Source organism: Pseudolactococcus reticulitermitis (genome assembly GCF_002260845.1).
GTDB lineage: Bacteria > Bacillota > Bacilli > Lactobacillales > Streptococcaceae > Pseudolactococcus > Pseudolactococcus reticulitermitis.
In genome coordinates, this window is record NZ_BEDT01000006.1 from 22,375 (window position 1) to 43,636 (window position 21,262).

The following is a 21,262-nucleotide window of genomic DNA, read 5'->3' on the forward strand; positions in this document are numbered from 1 at the left end:
AGGTCGACTTTTCTATTATATCAATTATTCTTTTTCCCAAGATGTATCCGCACCATTACTTGCGATGACTTGCTTGTACCAGTTGAAAGATTTCTTAGGCGTCCGTTTGAGCGTCCCGTTGCCGTCGTTATCACGGTCAACGTAGATGAACCCGTAGCGTTTTTTCATCTCGCCCGTTCCGGCAGACACCAAATCAATACAACCCCAAGACGTATAGCCAAGCATCTCAACGCCATCAAGCTCAACAGCATCACGCATGGCATCCACATGCTGCGCCATATAGTCAATGCGGTAGTCATCTGCCACATAACCGTTTTCGTCAGGCGTATCGACTGCACCTAGACCATTTTCAACTACAAAAAGCGGTTTTTGATAACGGTCATACAGACTATTCAAGGTTGTCCGGAACCCGAGCGGGTCAATCTGCCAGCCCCATTCGCTTGAGGCGAGATAAGGGTTTTTGACAGAGTCGAAAATGTTAGATGGCGTGAACTCAACCTCATCGTTGTCAGCACCGATAGACACGCGCGTTGCGTAGTAGCTAAAGGACACGAAATCAACCGTATTGGCTTTGAGGAAGTCAAGGTCGCCATCTTCAATCGGCAACTGGATACCTTTACGTTCCAAACGTTTCAAGAAGTAGTTCGGATATTCGCCACGCGCCTGCACATCAATCAAATAATACTCGTCACGCGCATCTTCATAGGCTGCCCAAACATCTCCCGGACGGCATGAGTACGGATAGTAGACCGCGCCCGCCATCATACAGCCGACTTGGTTTTCAGGGTCAATCTCATGGGCGATTTTCGTCGCTTTGGCACTGGCTAGTAATTCATGGTGGGCTGCTGTGTATTTGGCTAGGTCTTTGTCTTCGCCATCTTCAAAAGTCAGACCCGCCCCCATAAATGGGGCATGAAGAATCATATTGATTTCATTAAAGGTCAGCCAATATTTGACCAAACCTTTATAGCGTGTGAAAAGCACACGAACCAAGTTTTCGTAGAAGTCCACGAGCTTGCGGTTTTTCCAACCACCATATTCGGTAATCAAATGAATCGGACAATCAAAATGCGTGATGGTCACTAAAGGCTCAATCCCATATTTATGACATGCTTTGAATAACTCTTCATAGAATTTGAGACCTGCTTCATTTGGCTCTTTTTCATCACCTTTGGGGAAAATGCGGGACCAAGCGATGGATAAACGGTAGGTTTTAAAACCCATTTCGCCGAACAATTTGATGTCTTCTTTGAAGTGATGATACATATCAATCGCTTCTTTTGCTGGGTAGAAATGATCATCGTCAAACGACAGATGTTTCATTTCTCCTGTAATGATTGGAAAACGATCCTTGCCGAGTGGCACGACATCGACATTGGCTAGGCCACGACCATCTACATCATAGCCCCCTTCACATTGGTTAGCGGCAGTCGCGCCACCCCATAAAAATCCTTTTGGAAATCCCATTTTTGTCTCCTTATTTTTTATTTAATCCAGTTTATAACGAGCAACACCTTTTCATTTAAAATAATGATGTTTCTTGAAACTTTCAGCGATACCATCATGTGCCACATCTAGCGTGACTTCATCAGCAGCTGCTTTGAGGTCGTCTGTGCCATTGCCCATGGCGATGTTGTAGCCACAAGCACGGAACATGGCGAGGTCATTGTTCGCATCACCAATTGAGATGGCATCTGCTTTTGTCATCTTGAGTTTGTTGAGGACAAGTTCGATTGCGGTTTGCTTATCGTTGCCTTTGACCGCAATTTCACCACTTTCCTTGCCAAAAAATGGCACGGTCATCTGAAACATTTCGAACTGCTGACCGAATTTATCGGCGATGTCTTGATAGGGCATCTCGCGATTGATAAAGGAAATTTTATTGACATCGGCATAGTCAATCTCACATTCAGCAAAGCTGTCAATCAACTCATAGAACCATTGGCTAGCCGTGACAAGCTGGGCAGTTTTAAGCTCATCTCCCTGACAATAGTCACGAATCGTCTCTTGAATTTTGCTTTTGTAATGGCGACTGCCAAACAAGCCACTATTTGACTCCAGATAATAGCCGATGTCCTGCGCATCGAAAAAAGTAATAATTTCCCGAACAGCTGTTGCTGGCATGGTATGATGATGAAGAATTTCATCACCATAGGAAATGTAGCCACCGCCTGCACCGATAATGCCGTCAAAACCAATCGCCATAATCTCTGGCAATATTTCAGGTTTGGAACGACCCGTGCAGATAAAGGCTAGATTGCCGTCTGCTTGAAAGCGATGAACCGCCTCAATCGTTGCCTGTGTCGGGATACCCGCATCACCAACCAGCGTGCCATCCACATCGAAAAAGGCAATTTTAGTCATTGGTTAAGTCCTCACCATTGCTTGCAATCACTTTTTGATACCACTTAAATGATTTTTTCGGCCGACGCTCGCCTGTGCCTTCGATCTGATCATCTAGGTCAACATGGATAAAGCCATAACGTTTGCTCATCTCGCCAGTTGAGGCTGACACTAAGTCAATACAGCCCCAAGGTGTATAGCCTATGAGGTCAACACCATCTTCAATCGCTGCCCCCATGGCTGTGATATGTTTCGCCAAATAATCAATTCGGTAATCATCATTAATCGACCCATCTGGTTCAACCGTATCATAAGCGCCTAGACCATTTTCAACGATGAAAAGTGGCACTTGGTAACGCCCATAAAGATCATTCAAGGCAAGGCGCAGACCGGTTGGATCAATCTGCCAGCCCCAATCACTTGCTTCAAGGAATGGATTTTTAACGCCACCCAAAATGTTCCCCTCGACTGTTTCGCTATCTTCTGCCGTGACATTTTGCACGCCTGACATGTAGTAGCTAAAGCCGATATAGTCCACGGGATAAGCCTTGAGTAGCGCCAAATCGCCCTCATCCATTTCCAGAGGTTGGACGCCGTTTTCCTTGAGCAACCGATCAGTATAGGCTGGATATTCGCCACGAACCTGCACATCCGCGCAGAAATAGTTAAAGGCTTGATTATACTGCAGCGTCGCCAGCTGGTTAATCGGATTGGCATCAAAACTGTAAGTCGTCGCATAGATAATCATGCAGCCAATTTTCAAGTCGGGATTTAAGTCATGCCCGATTTTAACCGCAAGCGAACTGGCCAGAAACTGATGATGCCAAGCTTGGAAAACATTTTGCTTGTCAGTAGCACCTGTTGCCCCAACCATACCCTGTGACAAGGCTGGCATGGCAAAGGCACTATTGATTTCATTGAAGGTCATCCAGTAGGTCACTTTTTGATGAAAATGCGTCAAAACAGCTTTGGCGAAATTTTCATAAAAGCCAACTAATTTGCGATTTTTCCAGCCACCATAAGCCTTAGCCAGATGCAAGGGCATCTCGTAATGGGAAATCGTAATCACTGGTTCAATGCCATATTTCAGACATTCGTCAATCAAGTTATCATAAAATGCCAAACCTGCTTCATTTGGCTCCAGCTCATCGCCTTGCGGAAAAATGCGCGTCCAAGCAATCGAGAAACGGTAACACTTGAAGCCCATTTTCGCAAACAAGGCTATATCTTCCTTAAACCGATGATAATGGTCAATCCCTTTGTGATTGGGATAGACATATTTTGAGGCATCAATCGACCAATCAAAATCTTCCGAGCTTAGCACGCCCCAGCGAATTTTACCACCCGGCATGGCATCTGCGACAGACAGCCCTTTGCCGTCGACATCGTATGCCCCTTCTAATTGATTAGCAGCCGTTGCGCCGCCCCATAAAAATCCTTTTGGAAATGTCATCTTGTCCCCCTTCATTTGCACTTTAAGCTATTTTCTAGCTTAAAGTTTTTCCCCATTCGTCGCAATCACTGCTTTATACCAGTCAAATGATTTTTTCTTATAGCGTTTGAGGCTGCCCGTGCCATCATTGTTCATATCGACATAGATGAACCCATAACGTTTTGCCATTTCGCCGGTGCCTGCTGATACAAGGTCAATCGGTCCCCACATGGTGTAGCCAATCAGATTGACCCCTTTTTCGATGGCTGAATCCATGGCTTTAATATGATCCCGCATATACTCAATTCGGTAATCATCTACTATCGTCCCGTCTGCTTGCAGCTCGTCCGCAAAGCCTAGACCATTTTCCACGACCATCAGGGGCATGTTATAGCGGTCTTGCAGGTCGAGCAAGGTATATTCCAGGCCAATCGGGTCAACCTGCCAGCCCCACTCGCTGGCTTTGAGATAGGGATTGGCTTTGCCGCCCATGAGGTTGCCGCCTGTTTCGTTGGCGTTTTCGTCGGTCGTGATGCAAATCGTCATGTAGTAAGAAAACGTGTACATGTCAACCGTGCCAGCTTTGAGAATTTCGGCATCGCCTGTCTCAAAAACCGGGAAAATGGCCTTATTTTTCAGGTAGGTCGTCATGTAAGGTGGATAGACCCCACGGGTTTGGACATCGCCGACAAACTTGGCAAATAAAAGGTCAAACTCCTTGCGTTTGAGGACATCCTCAGGTTTTGGCGTCAGCGGATAGCTGGTAATATGGCAAATCATGCAGCCGATCATGAAGTCTGGATTAATCTCATGACCCAGTTTGACAACCTTAGCACTTGCGACCATGGCATTGTGCAGGGCTTGGAAACGGACTTTTTCATTGGTTTTGGCACCGTTTGGATAGAGCGTTTCATCGTTTGGATTCATGCCTAAGACGGTTAGCTCACCATGATCCATCGCGCCGAAGTTCATTTCATTAAAGGTAATCCAGTATTTGACCTTAGATTTGTAGCGCGTCATCACGGTTTCAGCATAGCGGACAAACAAATCAATCACACGCCTATCTGAAAAACCATTATAGTTTTCCACAATGCCCATTGGCAACTCAAAATGCGATAGGGTAATCAGTGGCGTCATCCCATTTTTAATCAGTTCATCAATAACATCATCGTAAAATGCCAGACCTGCTTCATTTGGCTCTAACTCGTCACCATTTGGAAAAATCCGTGACCAAGAAATACTCATGCGGAAAATATTGAAATTCATCTCACCGAAAAGTTTAATGTCTTCTTTGTAGTGATGGTAAAAATCAATCGCCTTGTGGCTTGGATAATAAACCCCTGCTTCAACCGTTGGTGTAAAACGCCGTGCAAGTTTGACCCCGCCGACCGTTTTCAAATCAGGAACGGCAAGACCTTTTCCCCTTTGGTCGTAGCCACCCTCAAATTGATTGGCAGCTGTTGCGCCACCCCATAAAAAATCTTTTGGAAATGTCATGTTTCTCCTATCTTGTGTTTAATTTAATAGATTATTTACACTTACTTGTGCAAATAGTACGCCTAGGCGTACTATTTGATTTGACAGTTTGATCCCCGTTATTCACATGTACAGTCTGACTTAAACAGGCATGAGCAACATATCTTGGTCGCTAACCATTTCCTGATCTGTGACTGTGATTTGCTCATAACTTGGTGTATTCGTCACGATGACTGGTGTTTGCGTACTGTACCCAGCTGCTTCGATGGCGTCAATATCAAAGGTTAATAATTTCTGACCTTTTTTCACGACATCGCCTTGTTTGACAAAGGCCTCAAAATACTGTCCGTCAAGCTGTACCGTATCAATCCCGACATGGATTAAAACTTCCGCACCCCCATCTGTCAGTAAGCCGATGGCGTGTTTCGTTGGGAATAAGGTCATCACGATACCGTCAGCTGGTGCGACGACTTCGCCTTTACTTGGCAAGACAACAACACCCTGTCCCATAATGCCTTCCGCAAAGGCAGCATCTCCTGCTTCGCTAAGTGGTAAAACTTGACCTACTACAGGCGTCGCCAAAATTTCTTTTTCAGGTTGAACCTTTTTTTGACCTGTCGCTGCTTTTTTAGCTTCTTCTTTGGTAAGTGCCACAGTCTCTGCATCATCGTCAAATCCTAAGGCATATGCTAAAGCAAAGCCTGCCACTAAAGCAACGACATCCAAGATGACACTATAAATCACAAATTTCATTGAGCCATCTGGCGCAATCAGTGTTGTATATCTGAAAATACCTAAACCACCATTATTATAAGCTTCAACGCCTAAGCCCATCGCAATGGCACCTGTGACAGCACCAACAATACATGATGCCCAGAATGGTTTTTTCTTAGGTAAGGTAATCCCGTAAATCGCTGGTTCCGTCACCCCAAAGATACCTGAGATAAAGGCTGGGATAGACAATTCTTTTAATTTCATGTTTTTGGTTTTCAGCAAGACGGCAAGCACCGCACCTGTTTGGGCAAACGAAACGCTACCGCTACCCACCAAAAGAGAAGTGGGTTGATGTGCTGCAAGGGCAATGAGCACAAACGGAATCAGCGCCCAGTGCATGCCAAACATGACCAAAATCTGCCAACCGAAACCGATAATCGCACCAAAAATAATTGGGTTAAAGTTTTGAACGGCAAGTAAACCATTCCCTAATAAATCCGCTGCTAAGTTCATCACAGGACCGATGACTAGGAAAGTCAATGGGACAACGATTAAAGCTGTGAAAAATGGCACGAGGAAAAGTTTAACAACATCTGGAATAACTTTCCGAAGTGTTTTTTCTAGAAAAGCTGCGAAAGCAGTTGACCCGATAATCGGCATCACGGTTGAGCCATAACCTGCTTGTGGAATTGAGAATGGAATACCGAAGAAATGCATGCCACCCGTTTCAGCGAAGGTTTTTACTGCCGCTCCATCAATAAAGCCTTTATAGACTAAGGCTGATGCAATCATCATCCCTAAGAAAGGTGACCCGCCAAATTTTTTCATAGCCGTGTAACCAAGAAAGATTGGCAAGAACATGAAGAGACCATCGCCCATGGCATTAAAGACCGCATAAGTCGATTCTTTTGCAAAGCTTGGCCCCATGGCAAAACTCAAAATCGCCGCCATACCCTTTAACATACCTGCTGCTGCTAGTGTTGGCAAAATCGGTTGAAAGATACCCGAAACCATGTCGACAAATCGGTCAAATAGGTTACCTTTTGGCCCATCATCAGCGACGGGTTCTAAGACGCCCAATACCGCATCAACATCTTGACGTACGTCAGGTACGTGGTTGCCGATGACGACCTGATATTGACCGCCCGCCTGCATGACGGTAACAACGCCATCCATGTTTTTCAGCGCTTCTGTATTGGCTTTCGACTCGTCTTTCAATTTAAAACGCAGTCTTGTGATACAGTTGGTTAACGAGTTGACATTTTCCTTGCCACCCACTTCTTTGACGATTTTTTTCGCCAGTTCTTCATATTTACCCATGATTTTCCTCCAAAAATAATTAAATTTTACTGGAGGTTTCGCCAACTTAATGTAACGATCCAAGCGATTTGTGTCTTTCCACGGACACGACAATTTCAGCTCCTTTTGATAATGATATTTTCAAGGGCAAGACGCCCGAATGAACATAGTTAAGTAGTTTGTGGCACAATCCGCGCCAGATGAATCGTGAGATAGGTCTGTTCATCTTTTGAAACCTGATAGCCACGCGTTTTATTTAAGAAACCAACGATTTTAAGCGTTGTTTCATAACTCTCAGGAAATCTTTCAACAATCATCTCAAAGAGACTGTCATCGCTATTAGGCAAGGTCGTCCCATCATCAAGCAAGACGCGTTCGCTGAAAAATTTGAGATGGGTCACAAACCGCTGGAAGAAAATATCTTCTTCATTAATCGCAACTTTTAAGCTATATTTGACAATCGTCAGCATTTCTTCCATCAGTTTCGTCAGTTCTGACGCGCTAGAGTTGCCTCGACCAAGCTCACTATTGACGATATGCATGGCAATGAAACCCGCCTCATCATCCGTATCAAGCAAGTGTGGCAGGTCAAACTTCTTTGCGATGTCAGCGACTGCTTTTTTCCCGATGCTAAATTCCGTCGGAAAGAAACGTTTGATATCCCAAAGCAAGAAATTCTTGATGACAAAACCATCTGACGCACGGAGTTGTGTGGCGTTAATGTGATCCGCTAGGGACAGAAAAAGGGAATCATTGATTTTGCCAGGAATTTTTTCCTTGGCCAAAGTAATGACTTTATCGGTAATCACAAAAATCTCATCAGGAATACCAGCGAGTAGCTCATCAATACGACTACTCTCATCACCTTGCAGTGTATAACATTTTTCAATCTTATCCACCGCGATATCATCACCAATCTTCTTACCAAATGCTAGACCACGCCCCATAGCAACGACTTCTGCTTGATCTTTTTCGGTAATAACAACATTGTTATTCAGAATTTTACTGATTTGCATAACTTAACCCCATCTTTTTAAACAGATAAAAAATAGACCAAAAACGATAGGCATTCCTATCTGTCCTTGGTCTAGCTTAACTTAATAATAACTACCCTCGTTCTGCTTAAATCCATCTTATCACTTTTATGTAAGCGTTGTCAATAGCTAAATAACAAAAAATCTCCTAATTCCCGAAGGACTAGAAGATGTTTAGGCTTAATGCACAGAATAGTTGGGTGCTTCTTTGGTAATTTGAACATCATGCGGATGGCTTTCTTTCAAACCAGCGCCTGACATTTCAATGAACTGCGCATTGTCATGCAAGGCTTCAATGTCGGCAGCACCTGTATAACCCATACCGGCTTTCAGACCACCAATCATTTGGAAAACGATGTCGGTCGCTGAGCCTTTGTAAGCGACGCGCCCTTCAATGCCTTCCGGTACCAGTTTATTGGCTTCATTGACACCGCCTTGGAAATAGCGGTCTGATGAGCCTTTTTTCATCGCTGACAAGCTACCCATGCCACGGTAAGTTTTATATTTACGACCTTGGTAGATTTCAAATTCACCTGGTGATTCGTCGGTTCCGGCCAACATTGAGCCTAGCATGACGGCATCCCCACCGGCTGCGAGGGCTTTGACAATGTCGCCTGAATATTTAATCCCGCCATCAGCGATAATCGTTTTGCCATATTCACGCGCAACAGCCGCCGCATCATAAATGGCTGTAATTTGTGGCACACCAACACCCGCCACGACACGCGTCGTACAGATAGAACCTGGGCCAATCCCAACCTTAACCACGTCAACACCTGCTTCATAAAGGGCACGCGCACCCTCAGCAGTGGCAATGTTACCCGCAATCAAAGTCCGGTCAGGGAAATGGTCGCGAATTTCAGCGATTTTGCGCAGAACGCCCGCTGAATGACCATGGGCTGTGTCAATTACAATCGCATCAGCACCCGCTTCGAACAAGGCCTCTGCCCGTTCAAATGTATCAGAGGTCACACCGACAGCACCCGCGACAATCAAACGACCATGAGCATCTTTCGCCGCATTTGGAAACTCAATCACACGCTCGATGTCTTTAATCGTAATCAAGCCTGACAAGCGACCTTCACCATCGACAAGCGGTAATTTTTCAATTTTATGTTGTTGAAGAAGTGATTCCGCTTCTTTCAAGGTTGTACCAACTTGAGCCGTTACCAAATCTTCGGACGTCATCACATTTTTGATTTCTTGATCGTAATTCTCAACAAAACGCAAATCACGGTTCGTCAAAATCCCGACCAATTTACGGTTGTCAAGCGTTTCAACGATTGGCACACCAGAAATACGGTAGGTTGACATCAAATCTTCTGCTTCCTGAATGGTATGTGTTGGTGTCAGGAAAAATGGATCCGTGATCACACCAGACTCTGAACGTTTGACTTTACGCACTTCGTCAGCCTGCTCAGTCACGCTCATATTTTTGTGAATCACGCCCATCCCACCTTGGCGTGCCATCGAGATGGCCATCGCACTATCTGTGACTGTATCCATGGCCGCTGAAATCACGGGAATATTCAAAATCAAGTTGGGTGCCAGCTGCGTTCTCATGTTGACCTCGTTTGGTAGCACATGACTTTCAGCCGGAATGAGCAATACGTCATCGAATGTGTAGCCTTTTTTCAGAAATTTAGTGTCCCAATTTGACATTGAAATAGTTCCTTCTTTCTTAATTTTGATTAAGCAAATACTTGCTTGTGTTTAGATATTGTTACTATTTTATCACGCTATCTGACTTTGTCAATACATTTGCTTTAACTGATGTTTGAAACATGATGGAACGTTCAAAAATAAGCCTAGCCCCCAATGCACCCTGCTTATTTTCCTATTCAAAACTATCCACTTTTTCCAAATACAGCACCAAATTAAAGCCGAAGATAACAGGCAACAAGGCATAAAGGGCATTTTCATCAAACTGATGGGCTAAAACCGTCGAGATGAAGACACCCAGACAGAAACCTGCGATAATCAGAAAAGTATAACCACCACGCTTTAAAATCTCAGGCTTTCGCTCAACCAATCCCTGCACGATGAAAACCGACATATTTTTCAGATTACCTGTCATCATCGTATTGGTATAAGGCACTCCCCGCATGCGTTTGAAAGATTCCAGCTGAACCGCAGCGATGAAAGAAAGCGACAGCACCGTCCATTCTGAGGCAACAAATTTTGCCATGATAGCAGTGATCAGCACCCCCATAAAAATAATTAACCCAGCTAAGGCATGCCAACGCAAATGTCTGTTTTGCACAGCAAATTGCCGCGCAAAATAAGTAAACACAGCGCCTAACATAAAGGCAAAAATCGGCAGTAAATAATTGCCCGCTACCTTAAAATCGCCCTCTGCCAGACTTTTCATTAAATAAATGAAATTCCCCGTTTGTAAGCCAGCAAACCGTTTCCCCTGCGTCACAAAGGTATAGGCGTCCAGAAAACCACTCATAAAAGTAATCAGAACTGCCACACGCACCCGTTCAAAAATCCGATAGTTTTTAGTCGTCAAGATGCTTACTTCCCTCTCGTATAGCTAATTTTGCCATGTTGGCTTGATTGTCGCTAATAAACGCACGCACCCAATCTGGTGCAACTTTCGAATATTCACGCAAACTCCAACCAATCGCCTTGTTAATGAAAAATTCGTCTGACCCAACATTATTTTTGATGATTGCCGCTAATAAATCAGCATCTGTTTCAAGCTTAAAGCCTAGCTGATGGTCAATCGCAAGTCTGCGAATCCAAAAATTATCGTCTTGTGACCAGTCTAGCATGATTGCCTTGGCTTGTGGAAAACGCTGCACAATACTGCCCACGTCTTCATCCAGAAAATCAATCGAATCCCACCACGATTTTTGGATGGCTAGTGCATAAAGTCTATCCAAATCAGCCAAGGTCAGCCATTTCTGAACTTTTTTCAGATAATCACCAGCCAGATACTGAAATTCACGATAGTCTAAAGCCCATAACTTCTCCACAAGCGCCCAATCAACACACCCTGCTTTGGCTTTTTCCCGCAGAAAATCTTTGGACAACGCCCTACGTTCGGGTGTTTTAATCCCCAGAAATTCAAAGTGATTTTTCATGTAGCGCTTCATGCCTGACGCATTGTCCGAATTTTGATGCGCTAAAAAAGTCTCAATGATGGTCATTTTTCACCTGCTTAAACTGTTTTTCCCTCGAGTTAAATTCATACTGATAGGTTTTATTAGCCCCACCGTTTGTAGTGATAAGCGCATGATCATCGCTTGACCAAATTATCGAGAGCTGAGCCACACCGTCGTTATTATAGGTCGTCCCAATCTTGATTTTAGCCCTAGTCCTTGCTTCTTTTAAGGTAACACTAGAATAGACATCACCACCCCAATACGTCATGTCGCCATAGCGAACCGCCGTCACCCGATAAGTACCATTGGGCGACTTATCAACCCGCAGGACATGCTTTTCAACAAACAACTTATAAACAGGATACCCCACAAATAATGTCAGCAAACTCGCAGCAAGCGCTAAAAAGATGATAAAAGTTAGACCACAGCCCTTAGCACGTTCAGCGGCAACATCCGCTTCAAGTAAGTCTGTCATTTATGGTAAGGGCTCCCTTCGCGAATCATAAACGCACGATAGATTTGTTCGACTAGCACGAGCCGCATCAATTGATGTGGTAAGGTAATCCGACCAAAACTAATCAGGGCATTGGCCCGTTTTTTAACCCGAGGATCCAATCCCAAACTGCCACCAATGATAAAGACAAGTGTTGAAGATTGTTGCATGGCTTGCTCCAGACTGGTAGATAAGTCCTCTGATGAGATGAGCTTCCCCTCAATCGCCAGCGAATAGACAAAATCACGATCTGTGAGTTTTGCCAGAATGCGATCGCCTTCTTTAGCCAAAATCTGGGCATTTTCTTTAGCCGACGCCTTATCAGGCGTTTTTTCATCCGCCAGTTCAACGATTTCGACCTGACCAAAACGCGACAGCCGCTTGACATATTCTGCAATCCCCGCTGTCAGGTACTTTTCTTTCAATTTGCCAACACTAATAATCTTTATTCTCATGAGTTTATTATACCAAAAAACCAAGCGCATTTTTATCCACAGCATAAAAGAAATGTAAGGCTGTGAAAACTTGATTTATCCACATTTTCACAAAAGTTTCCACATATTTGTGGAAAAGTCATGGATTTTTACACACTTGTTCACAAAACAAAGACTTTCTCCACAAAAATGTGCATAACTTTCTAACTATGAGGCAAATCACTTCACTAAATACTTAACAAATGCTTAATTTTAAGGTATGATTAAGTGGTATAAGATAAACTTAACCTATCAACAATAAAAAACAAAGGAAGTGACACATGAAAAATAGTAAAAAAACTGCTGCAAAATTAATCGCTGCTGGCATTATCGGTGGTGCCGTTTCACTAGGTGGTAATATCGCCTACGACCATTTTACAGGTAAGGTGCCAGCACCGAGCAACCAAACTAGTACCAACAAGGTGTCCAATGTCTCCTATAAGGTATCAAGTGGTACAACCAAAGCAATCGCTAAGGTCTCTGACGCAGTTGTCTCAGTGATTAATTATCAAAAAACAACAGCAAGTAGCAGTTCATTAGACGAGCTTTTCGGCAATGATTCATCATCTGCTAGTAAAGATGGTGCTAAAGAGCAACCCGCAGGTGAAGGGTCTGGTGTCATCTACAAAAAGGATGGCGACGACGCCTATGTCGTGACCAACAACCATGTCGTAGACGGCGCAAGTTCGCTCGAAATCTTGCTCTCAAATGGCAATAAGGTCAAAGGTACCCTCGTCGGAAAAGATGTTTACAGCGATTTAGCAGTCATCAAAATCCCAGCAAAAGAAGTCACAAAAGTCGCTGAATTTGGCGATTCTGCTAAACTCACGGTCGGCGAACCTGCGATTGCCATCGGCTCTCCTCTTGGCAGTGAATATGCCAACTCAGCTACTGAGGGCATCATCTCTAGCTTGTCACGCAAGGTCATCATGCAAAACGAAAGCAAGGAAACCGTCAATGTCAATGCCATCCAAACAGATGCGGCGATTAACCCCGGCAACTCAGGCGGTGCCTTGCTCAATGTTGAAGGCCAAGTCATCGGCATCAACTCAAGCAAAATCTCTGCGACCGGCTCATCTTCACAAGATGTCTCTGTTGAAGGCATGGGCTTTGCCATTCCGTCCAATGACGTTGTTGCCATCATCGACAAGCTCGAAAAAGACGGCGAAATCAAACGACCAGCCCTCGGGGTGCAAATGGTTGATCTGACAGGACTCAACTCACGCTATACCGAAGAGCTCAAACTTCCTGACGATGTCACAGCAGGTGTCGTCATCGCCAAAGTTCAAAAAGGCCTCCCAGCCGATACTGCTGGTCTTAAAAAATACGATGTGATCACGAAAATCGGTGATACTAAAGTAGCAACAAGTACAGAACTTCAAAGCGCCCTTTACAAATACAGTATTGGCGACGAGATGAAAGTGACTTACTATCGTGAGGGCAAAGAAAAAACAGCAACTGTGAAACTCGCTGCTTCCTCTGATAAGTTAGATTTTAAAGATACTGAGTCAGCCAAAGCTGAACAAGATAAATAAATCAAAAATCACGCCGTTGCAAGCGTGATTTTTTTGGTTACACTCTCATCTGAAAAAAGTACAAAAAAACTTCCGTCTAGTCTGACGAAAGTTTGGGATAGTCCGTACGGGATTCGAACCCGTGATACCGCCGTGAAAAGGCGGTGTCTTAACCCCTTGACCAACGGACCGAGGTGTTGATTTGTTGCCGTTCTTCCTCAGCAACATAAATCATTATATCGTAAAATTAAAAACAGGTCAAGCCTTTTTTGAAAAAAAAATGATATTTTTTCATGAATATCTGCTTTTCTTGAATTTACGCCATTAGTCTGATGTTTCCTATTGATTTTCTGCTATAATAGACATAAGTTATGAAAATTTTACTCTATTTAGAAGCCGAAAAATTCTTACGTAAATCTGGCATTGGCCGTGCCATCCACCATCAAAAGCGAGCATTAGACATTGCTGGCGTTGACTATACGACAAATCCTCACGAGGATTTTGATATTGCGCATATTAACACTTACGGCATCAAAAGCGTCATGCTGCTTTTTCGTGCGAAGCGCATGGGTAAAAAAGTCATCTACCACGGTCATTCGACAAAAGAAGATTTCAGAAATTCATTTATCGGTTCCAATTTATTCGCACCGATTGTCAAGAAATACCTGACCTTTTTATACCGCCATGCTGATTTGGTGATCACGCCAACTGACTACTCAAAACAGCTCATCACCTCCTATGGAGTGAACGTTCCTGTCGTTGCCATTTCAAACGGCATTGACTTGAATAAATATCGCCACTCTCCTGAAAAAGAGCAGGCTTTTAAAGATCACTTCCACGTCTTGCCCGACCAAAAGATCGTCATGTGTGCAGGGCTGTATTTTAAACGCAAGGGCATCGATGATTTCGTCAAGGTCGCGGAAATGATGCCAGATGTTCGGTTTATCTGGTTTGGCGAGACCAACCTTTGGACGATTCCTGGTTGGGTGCGGCGCTTGGTCAAGAAAAATCACCCCGCAAATGTCGAGTTTCCGGGTTATATCAAGGGCGATATTTATGAGGGCGCGATGACCGCTAGCGACGTTTTCTTCTTCCCATCTCGTGAGGAGACTGAGGGGATTGTCGTTCTAGAGGCGCTCGCGTCTGATCAAAATGTTGTCGCCCGCGATATTCCGGTCTATGGTGGCTGGCTTGACCATCACGCAGCTACCCTTGTTTCAACGAATGATGACTTTGTCTCTGCCCTCAGGGGTGTGCTAGATGGCGAGATAGACAAACGGGAAGCCGGTCGTCGTGTCGCTGAGAGCCGATCGATTGAGAGTATCTCAAGTCAACTCGTCGCAGCTTACCGACAGGTTTTAGACAATTAATTTAAGACAGCTGTTAACGACCCAAGTCGTTTTCAATCTCTAAAGGAGTTTTTATGAGAATTGGTCTTTTTACTGACTCTTACTTACCACAGGTTTCAGGTGTCGCCACGTCAATTGAAACCTTAGCCAACCAGCTCACCCAAATGGGCCATCAGGTCTTTATTTTTACGACAACAGATCCCCACGCTGACCCAAATGATGATCAAGACAACGTCATTCGTTTGCGTAGTATTCCTTTGATTTCCCTAGCTGAGCGTCGGATTGTCCTCAAAGGTGTGGTCGCTGCTTATCAAGTTGCCAAAAGGTATCATCTCGATATTATTCATACCCAAACCGAGTTTGGGGTTGGCATATTAGGAAAACTGGTAGCGAGACAGCTTAAAATTCCTGTGATTCATACCTTGCACACGAAATACGAAGATTATGTCCATTATATTGCCAAGGGCAAAATTCTGCGACCTGGCATGGTCAAATATGTGATCAAAAGCTATCTCTTTGGTGTAGACGGGATTATTGTCCCTAGTGCAATCGTTCTTGACATTGTCAATGGGTATGGTGTCAATCTTGAAAAACGGGTCATTCCGACTGGTATTGAGCTGGATAAGTTTGTCCGTCCTGAAATTACAGCAGACGCTTGTGCTGATTTGCGTTCAAGCCTTGGCATCCAACCTGATGAAACGATGTTATTATCATTATCCCGCATTGCCGAAGAAAAAAATATCCAATCTGTCGTTAAAAGTTTAGTAACCGTTCGCGAGCAAGCCAAGGTTAAACTTGTGATTGTCGGGAGTGGTCCTTATGCCGATAAGCTGAAAAAACTGGTTAAGTCGTTAGACTTAGATGACATCGTGATTTTCACAGGTCTTGTCGATAATGATCAGACGGCTTATTACTATAAGGCGGCGGATTTCTTCATCTCTGCTTCGACGAGTGAGACACAGGGGCTGACTTATATCGAGGCGCTCGCCTCTGGCACACCTGTTTTAGCTACGGACAATGCCTACCTCCAAACTTTGATTACCGAACCTATCTTTGGTCGCCTCTTTGCGACTGATGATGCCATTGCAGCAACGATTTTAGCTGCCATCACAGAAACCCCTGACTTTGACCAAGCCCGCTATGATCAAAAACTTTACGAGATTTCGGCGGAAAACTTCGCCCTGCGTGTCTACGAGTTCTATCTGGATAAAATCATCTCAAATGATCAATATCTGGCGCAAAAAGGCGAGTCTATCCCGCGGCGAACAGCTCGACTGGTGCGTCAAGCACCAGTTAAAACGGCGAGAACCGTTGTTCGAACGCCAAAAAAAGTCGCCTATTTTGCGAAAAAAGCGATCAAACACGCCAAAATTCTCGATAAGTATGGTAAAATAAAGTTAAAATAATAAAACTTAAAACGATTAATAGGTTGTTTTAACATCTTACATAAAGGAATCTGTATAAAATGAAATCTCATCTCTCTGCTATCCTCAACCGATTGGAAAAACTTGTCGCATCAGGCGATCCAAAAGACACTTTCAATTTTGAAAAAGATGAACAAGTTCAAATCACTGTCAGCTTTGACGGCGAAAACCAAGTTTTCATCGTCAAATATCCAAAAATCAAAGAAACATCTGATTTTGATAGCATCGACCTTGTGGCGATGGAAATCTTTGACTTGATTTATTAATAGACGAAAACCAGCCAAATCGTTGTGACTTGGCTGGTTTTTTTGTTTATCTGGATGCGGAGGAAAAATGATTTTATTTAGAAGATAGTATTTCTTTTATTATCTTTTGATATTGTTCAGCTTGAAGTACGACTGTTCTTATTTCATCATTTGTACCTACATAGCCTTTCATCATTTTATCTAAACTTTCAAAGAAAACATTTGAGTTATGCCCGCCACTAATACCATTTCTACCAACTCCCTCCACATTCTTCAAATGATTTCCCGCATTTTCTCCTACTGGAATATTATTAATCTGTTTAGTCCCACTAGCAGTCGTAATCTTATAACTCGCATAAGTAAAGCCCAACATCTGAATAGCTTGACCAACTTCGGTTTCGTTCAACCACGTCGCAACATCTTCTACATGCTGAGATGTTGATATAATGGTACCAAGTGCGCCATTATACTATTGAAGATTATTCAAAAAAGACAAAGCGCAATGACTTCTTACACCTTGCCAATATTACGAACAAATAATTTTATGATTATCTGACTTTATTTTACAAACCTAAAGCTGTTTTCACTTCTGATAAAAGTTGTTCATATTCTACTTTATCGCTAGGGGTTTCGGCAATTCTTTCATTGACGACTTCTACCAAATAGTCATAAAATTCATCAAAATTTAGATAAACATTTTGTAATCATTTTTATCCTTCTTCATGACAAAAAGTAAAAATTAATACTTCTTTCATTATAAATTTTTTATCTCTATACTCACTTGCTCTTTTAAACCTTCATCAATCGCCTTATTTAGTCTATCAATTAAATTATTACCATCACTTGTTATAAAATATTCTGCTAAATTTGTTATATCTGAACTTATATTTCTCCCCCCCATGGTAGTGTTTTTCCTAAATCCTCAGCATCCCAGACAATTTTATCAGGAGAAAGTTTACTAAACTCTTGTTTTATCTCTTCCAATTCATTTTTAGCATCTTTTAGTTTATCTAAAGACAAACTTCCTGAATATAATTCATTCATTATTATCGGAAATTTACTTCCCCACTCTCCCTCTTCTAAATCAATACATATTGTTGAGAAAAATGAATGAAAGAAATCATCCGTTCCAACAGAAAACTATAAAAAATCTACTTTTATACCAACTACCATTTTTCTCACCTCTTAAATATGATCTCTACATCAACTTTAGTTTTTTCTAAAATTCTTTGCCTAATTTCTTTTAAAACATCATTCGTAACATTTTGACCTCTAATATCTACCAAAATAGTTTGATTAGTTCCTAAAGGCAAATTATCAACTCTATTCTTTATTTGCCCACTAACATTATTGACTAAGTTATTCCTTCCAGAGTTAGTCTGAACATCATAGTTTTTAACTTCTATGCTATGTCCATCTTTGTATAATTCTGGACGTGTGCTTCCTTTTGTTCCATAAGGCACTTTCCCCGTCGCTTTTATAGCCTTAGCTGTCGTTACTCCCGCAACAACACCTGCAATGGCACTCTCTGCTGGTCTGAAATAATACTCAAATCTCGCAATTCTGCCCTCAACACCATTCATACTATCCACAGTCATCTTCTCTGCCTGATTATATGAAACAGTCTTGTACTGGTCTTTTTTGAGCTTAACACCCTTCACATTTTAAACAAATTATTCTTTAGGGTGATTTTTATAATAAACATTTATGCTACTAATATTACTACGAGAATCATATTCTGACTCAATCATTCCCCAACTGCATTTTTCTCCTGAAACAATTTGGTAAGATGATAAAATTTTATCATGAATTTTTTTTCGTTCATTTTCTGTTTCTACTGTAAAATCAAAATCAACATTTAAAAGAGATAAATAATAAATTATTCCATCTCTAAAGAATAAACTTACAATGTATTTTTTAGCATCAATTATTTGTGGCTCTGCTAGATAAATAATTTTATCAGGATCTTGATTATTATAAAAAGAAGTTTTCTTAAAATCTAAAAATGTCAGATTAGAGTTAATTTTTAAATCTGGGTAAATCATCATATTGCCTGTTTGTAAATCTATCATATTACTAAAACTCCTTTATTCTAAAGTTATACTTGAAGTTGGTTTTAAACTTCCTGATTTTATCAAGTCGTCAATATCTGGTATAAACAGTTGCGTACTTCCACCATTTCCAAACTGTTTATTAGCTATAGTTCTACTAATTCCTCCCCTTATATCACTAGTTATTTCATATCCTTGCATAGTATTTCTATAGCCAAATATAGGGTGTTTTTCAACTTGTAAACCATTAAATAGATTATCAGCAAAACCACTTGCTTCCTCTATCGCACTCGTAGTTGTAAAATATTCAGTACCATTTGGCTCTCCTCTATAAACTATACTCCCTTTTTTAATGACAACATCTTGGTAGTTATCAATCCCTGGGTATTTTCCTTTCCCTTGCCATTTTTTTGCAGTTACACTTGGGCTAGTTTCTGCTGAAAAATGAGTACCACTAAATTCCAATTCTTTGGATTGCAATCCATTATCCCCATAAGGTACTTTCCCCGTCGCTTTTATAGCCTTAGCAGTCGTTACTCCCGCAACAACACCCGCAAGCGCACTCTCTGCTGGTCTGAAATAATACTCAAATCTCGCAATTCTGCCCTCAATGCCATCCATACTATCCACAGTCATTTTCTCTGCTTGATTATATGAAACGGTCTTGTACTGGTCTTTTTTGAGCTTGTCGCCTTTTTTCTGTAGATATTTGTACAAGTCCTTAAATTCTGGATGTTCTGCAAGATTAATCACAACGCCGTCTTTGACAATGTACCAAATCACCACATCCGCATCCTCAAAAGAGACATCTGATGCAAACTCATTCTGACTAGCCAACTTAGCTTTCGCCCTATCCTTATAGACCATGAGCTGACCGCCGTCTTTAAGGAACCTCTCTATTTCATCACTAAATTTTCGTTCATTTGCGACTTTACTAGCTTTTTCTATTGTCGCTACCCACGACAAATCTTGTGGCACCATAAAAGTACCACTAGACGCATTCCAAGAACTTTTGACTTGTGCCAAACCTTGTTTAATCGAAGATTCTAAAGCATCAATTTCTGAAAAGATTTCAGGAGATGACGCATTAAATTCTCGAAGTCTATCCAACTTTTCAGAAAAAACATTATGCATATCTTGATATAACTGAATTTGTTCTTCATTGGCATAGAGTAATGTTGTCTTAATCAGGTCTGGCATTGGATAATACTCAATATTTGAACGAATATCATAAAGGGTTCTGATTTGTTGGTCGATTTGCGTAAGATTTTCTATCAGCTCCGATTCTTTCCAATCACACGTGTCAACCCTAGCCGTATATTCTTCTGGAAACCTTTTGACCGCCTCTTTCGTTGCCTCTGAAAGCAATGCGCCACCTTGCGCTAAAGGATATAAAACGCTCATGAAATATTCTTTTGCCGAATCGTAAGTTTTTCCGCTCAATCCCTGACTATTGAAATAAAAATCACTAATTGCTTTTTGTAAATTTTCATACCCTTTTACTCGACTATCACACCGTGTCGCAACACTATCAGCCTGCGTTCTGGCTTCAGATACATACATATCAATGCCCATTATCTTCCCTCACTTTCTTCAAAAGCCAGTTTTTGTCTGTCATAACCAAGTTCTTCAAGGTCATAAATGATTTGTCGTCTATTGCCCTGTAATTCTTCTGAGGCTTGGTCTAAATCGGACAATATTCGCTTTGTTTTAAAGTCAAGTTCTCCCATTTTTTGATTCAAAAAACTGGTTAATTCGCTTTCAGTATGATAAAATTTTTCACTCAAATCATAGAAAAAACGTTGTTCTTGTTGTGAAAAATTTCGATAATACTCAGTCACTGATTCAACTTGCTGAGTTTCAGCCATGATTCTGTCTTCTTGCTCTTGTAGTTCTCGTTCTCTAAAGTTCAATTCTTCCCAAGTAGCCATTAGCGTAAGTCCCCCAATAAATCAAAATTTGGTTTAAAAAGTGTTTGACCGAGTTTTTTATCCAGTGCTTCAAATTCTACTGCGACAGACTGTAAATTTTTTGACGCACTTTTGACAGCTAAGGCAATTTCTTTACCTAGACTATCTTCTTTTTCAATAACTTCATGCGCTTTGACATTACCTTGAACAGTTGTTTGAGTGTCTTTCGTAACAGACTGAAATGCCAACACATTAGAAACAGCAGTTTGTAAAGCCGTCGCTTTAGCGTGAGCAAGATTGACATCATTTTTTATGACAGTATTTACCATTATACTCTCCTATACATTTAATAGTTCAATTATATCAAAATATTTTCCTTATTAATCCGAAAA

Annotated in this window: 23 protein-coding genes and 1 tRNA gene; 4 read left to right on the forward strand and 20 right to left on the reverse strand. The window is 42.0% G+C overall.

What is annotated here, in order from left to right; all coding sequences use genetic code 11:
- Positions 1–24 precede the first annotated feature (24 nt).
- From RsY01_RS09850 to rlmH, 11 genes are all read right to left on the reverse strand, one after another.
- Complete coding sequence (locus tag RsY01_RS09850) at positions 25–1,467, reverse strand: 6-phospho-beta-glucosidase (RefSeq protein WP_094785373.1); 1,443 nt, start codon at positions 1,465–1,467, stop codon at positions 25–27.
- A gap of 51 nt (positions 1,468–1,518) precedes the next feature.
- The gene (locus tag RsY01_RS09855; RefSeq protein ID WP_094785374.1) at positions 1,519–2,364 is read right to left on the reverse strand and encodes a Cof-type HAD-IIB family hydrolase; all 846 of its coding nucleotides are present in this window, start codon (positions 2,362–2,364) and stop codon (positions 1,519–1,521) included.
- A complete protein-coding gene (locus RsY01_RS09860) occupies positions 2,357–3,796 on the reverse strand; it encodes a glycoside hydrolase family 1 protein (RefSeq protein WP_094785375.1) in 1,440 nt (479 codons plus the stop codon). Before RsY01_RS09860 ends, RsY01_RS09855 begins: the two co-directional genes overlap by 8 nt.
- 39 nt (positions 3,797–3,835) lie before the next feature.
- Positions 3,836–5,272 carry a glycoside hydrolase family 1 protein gene (locus RsY01_RS09865; protein WP_094785376.1) on the reverse strand — a complete coding sequence of 479 codons (1,437 nt, stop codon included), beginning with the start codon at positions 5,270–5,272 and terminating at the stop codon, positions 3,836–3,838.
- 120 nt (positions 5,273–5,392) lie between these two features.
- A complete protein-coding gene (locus RsY01_RS09870) occupies positions 5,393–7,285 on the reverse strand; it encodes a beta-glucoside-specific PTS transporter subunit IIABC (protein WP_094785377.1) in 1,893 nt (630 codons plus the stop codon).
- 149 nt (positions 7,286–7,434) lie between these two features.
- Positions 7,435–8,280, reverse strand: a complete 846-nt coding sequence (locus RsY01_RS09875) for a PRD domain-containing protein (protein WP_094785378.1) — start codon at positions 8,278–8,280, stop codon at positions 7,435–7,437.
- Between the two features lie 198 nt (positions 8,281–8,478).
- The gene (gene guaB / locus RsY01_RS09880) at positions 8,479–9,960 is read right to left on the reverse strand and encodes an IMP dehydrogenase (RefSeq protein WP_094785379.1); all 1,482 of its coding nucleotides are present in this window, start codon (positions 9,958–9,960) and stop codon (positions 8,479–8,481) included.
- 175 nt (positions 9,961–10,135) lie between these two features.
- Positions 10,136–10,813 (reverse strand): YoaK family protein, encoded by a 678-nt coding sequence (locus RsY01_RS09885; protein ID WP_094785380.1) that lies wholly within the window; start codon positions 10,811–10,813, stop codon positions 10,136–10,138.
- On the reverse strand, positions 10,803–11,456 hold the full coding sequence (locus tag RsY01_RS09890; RefSeq protein WP_094785381.1) for a DNA alkylation repair protein: 654 nt from the start codon (positions 11,454–11,456) through the stop codon (positions 10,803–10,805). Before RsY01_RS09890 ends, RsY01_RS09885 begins: the two co-directional genes overlap by 11 nt.
- Positions 11,443–11,886 (reverse strand): hypothetical protein, encoded by a 444-nt coding sequence (locus tag RsY01_RS09895; RefSeq protein WP_094785382.1) that lies wholly within the window; start codon positions 11,884–11,886, stop codon positions 11,443–11,445. The genes RsY01_RS09890 and RsY01_RS09895 overlap by 14 nt, the downstream gene beginning before the upstream one ends.
- The gene (rlmH, locus tag RsY01_RS09900) at positions 11,883–12,359 is read right to left on the reverse strand and encodes a 23S rRNA (pseudouridine(1915)-N(3))-methyltransferase RlmH (protein WP_094785415.1); all 477 of its coding nucleotides are present in this window, start codon (positions 12,357–12,359) and stop codon (positions 11,883–11,885) included. Before rlmH ends, RsY01_RS09895 begins: the two co-directional genes overlap by 4 nt.
- Positions 12,360–12,658: 299 nt before the next feature.
- Here rlmH and RsY01_RS09905 point away from each other — a divergent pair, with 299 nt between their 5' ends.
- Positions 12,659–13,912 carry a S1C family serine protease gene (locus RsY01_RS09905; protein ID WP_094785383.1) on the forward strand — a complete coding sequence of 418 codons (1,254 nt, stop codon included), beginning with the start codon at positions 12,659–12,661 and terminating at the stop codon, positions 13,910–13,912.
- Between the two features lie 98 nt (positions 13,913–14,010).
- On the opposite strand, the gene RsY01_RS09910 is transcribed toward RsY01_RS09905, so the two are convergent.
- Positions 14,011–14,082 (reverse strand) — tRNA-Glu (locus tag RsY01_RS09910).
- Between the two features lie 180 nt (positions 14,083–14,262).
- Here RsY01_RS09910 and RsY01_RS09915 point away from each other — a divergent pair.
- The 3 genes from RsY01_RS09915 to RsY01_RS09925 are packed head-to-tail and all read left to right on the forward strand — an operon-like array spanning position 14,263 to position 16,930.
- Entirely contained in the window at positions 14,263–15,261 is a 999-nt protein-coding gene (locus RsY01_RS09915) for an LTA glycolipid anchor biosynthesis glycosyltransferase, IagA/BgsA family (protein ID WP_094785384.1), read from the forward strand.
- 53 nt (positions 15,262–15,314) lie between these two features.
- On the forward strand, positions 15,315–16,646 hold the full coding sequence (locus RsY01_RS09920) for a glycosyltransferase family 4 protein (protein WP_094785385.1): 1,332 nt from the start codon (positions 15,315–15,317) through the stop codon (positions 16,644–16,646).
- A gap of 59 nt (positions 16,647–16,705) precedes the next feature.
- Entirely contained in the window at positions 16,706–16,930 is a 225-nt protein-coding gene (locus RsY01_RS09925) for a DUF1797 family protein (protein WP_094785386.1), read from the forward strand.
- A 73-nt stretch (positions 16,931–17,003) separates the two neighbouring features.
- Here the strand turns inward: RsY01_RS09925 and RsY01_RS09930 are convergent, their stop codons facing one another.
- The 8 genes from RsY01_RS09930 to RsY01_RS09960 all read right to left on the reverse strand — a co-directional run bounded on the left by RsY01_RS09930 (position 17,004) and on the right by RsY01_RS09960 (position 21,199).
- Positions 17,004–17,315, reverse strand: a complete 312-nt coding sequence (locus RsY01_RS09930) for a hypothetical protein (RefSeq protein ID WP_094785387.1) — start codon at positions 17,313–17,315, stop codon at positions 17,004–17,006.
- A gap of 348 nt (positions 17,316–17,663) precedes the next feature.
- On the reverse strand, positions 17,664–17,810 hold the full coding sequence (locus tag RsY01_RS11060; RefSeq protein WP_202971661.1) for an Imm70 family immunity protein: 147 nt from the start codon (positions 17,808–17,810) through the stop codon (positions 17,664–17,666).
- The gene (locus tag RsY01_RS11065) at positions 17,792–18,004 is read right to left on the reverse strand and encodes an Imm70 family immunity protein (RefSeq protein ID WP_202971662.1); all 213 of its coding nucleotides are present in this window, start codon (positions 18,002–18,004) and stop codon (positions 17,792–17,794) included. Before RsY01_RS11065 ends, RsY01_RS11060 begins: the two co-directional genes overlap by 19 nt.
- Positions 18,005–18,087: 83 nt before the next feature.
- Entirely contained in the window at positions 18,088–18,501 is a 414-nt protein-coding gene (locus RsY01_RS09940) for a hypothetical protein (protein ID WP_174655199.1), read from the reverse strand.
- Between the two features lie 81 nt (positions 18,502–18,582).
- Positions 18,583–18,981, reverse strand: a complete 399-nt coding sequence (locus tag RsY01_RS09945; RefSeq protein WP_094785388.1) for a hypothetical protein — start codon at positions 18,979–18,981, stop codon at positions 18,583–18,585.
- A 15-nt stretch (positions 18,982–18,996) separates the two neighbouring features.
- Positions 18,997–20,535 (reverse strand): hypothetical protein, encoded by a 1,539-nt coding sequence (locus RsY01_RS09950; protein ID WP_094785389.1) that lies wholly within the window; start codon positions 20,533–20,535, stop codon positions 18,997–18,999.
- Positions 20,535–20,891 carry a DUF3958 family protein gene (locus tag RsY01_RS09955; RefSeq protein WP_094785390.1) on the reverse strand — a complete coding sequence of 119 codons (357 nt, stop codon included), beginning with the start codon at positions 20,889–20,891 and terminating at the stop codon, positions 20,535–20,537. Before RsY01_RS09955 ends, RsY01_RS09950 begins: the two co-directional genes overlap by 1 nt.
- On the reverse strand, positions 20,891–21,199 hold the full coding sequence (locus RsY01_RS09960; RefSeq protein WP_094785391.1) for a TIGR04197 family type VII secretion effector: 309 nt from the start codon (positions 21,197–21,199) through the stop codon (positions 20,891–20,893). Before RsY01_RS09960 ends, RsY01_RS09955 begins: the two co-directional genes overlap by 1 nt.
- Between the last annotated feature and the right edge of the window lie 63 nt (positions 21,200–21,262).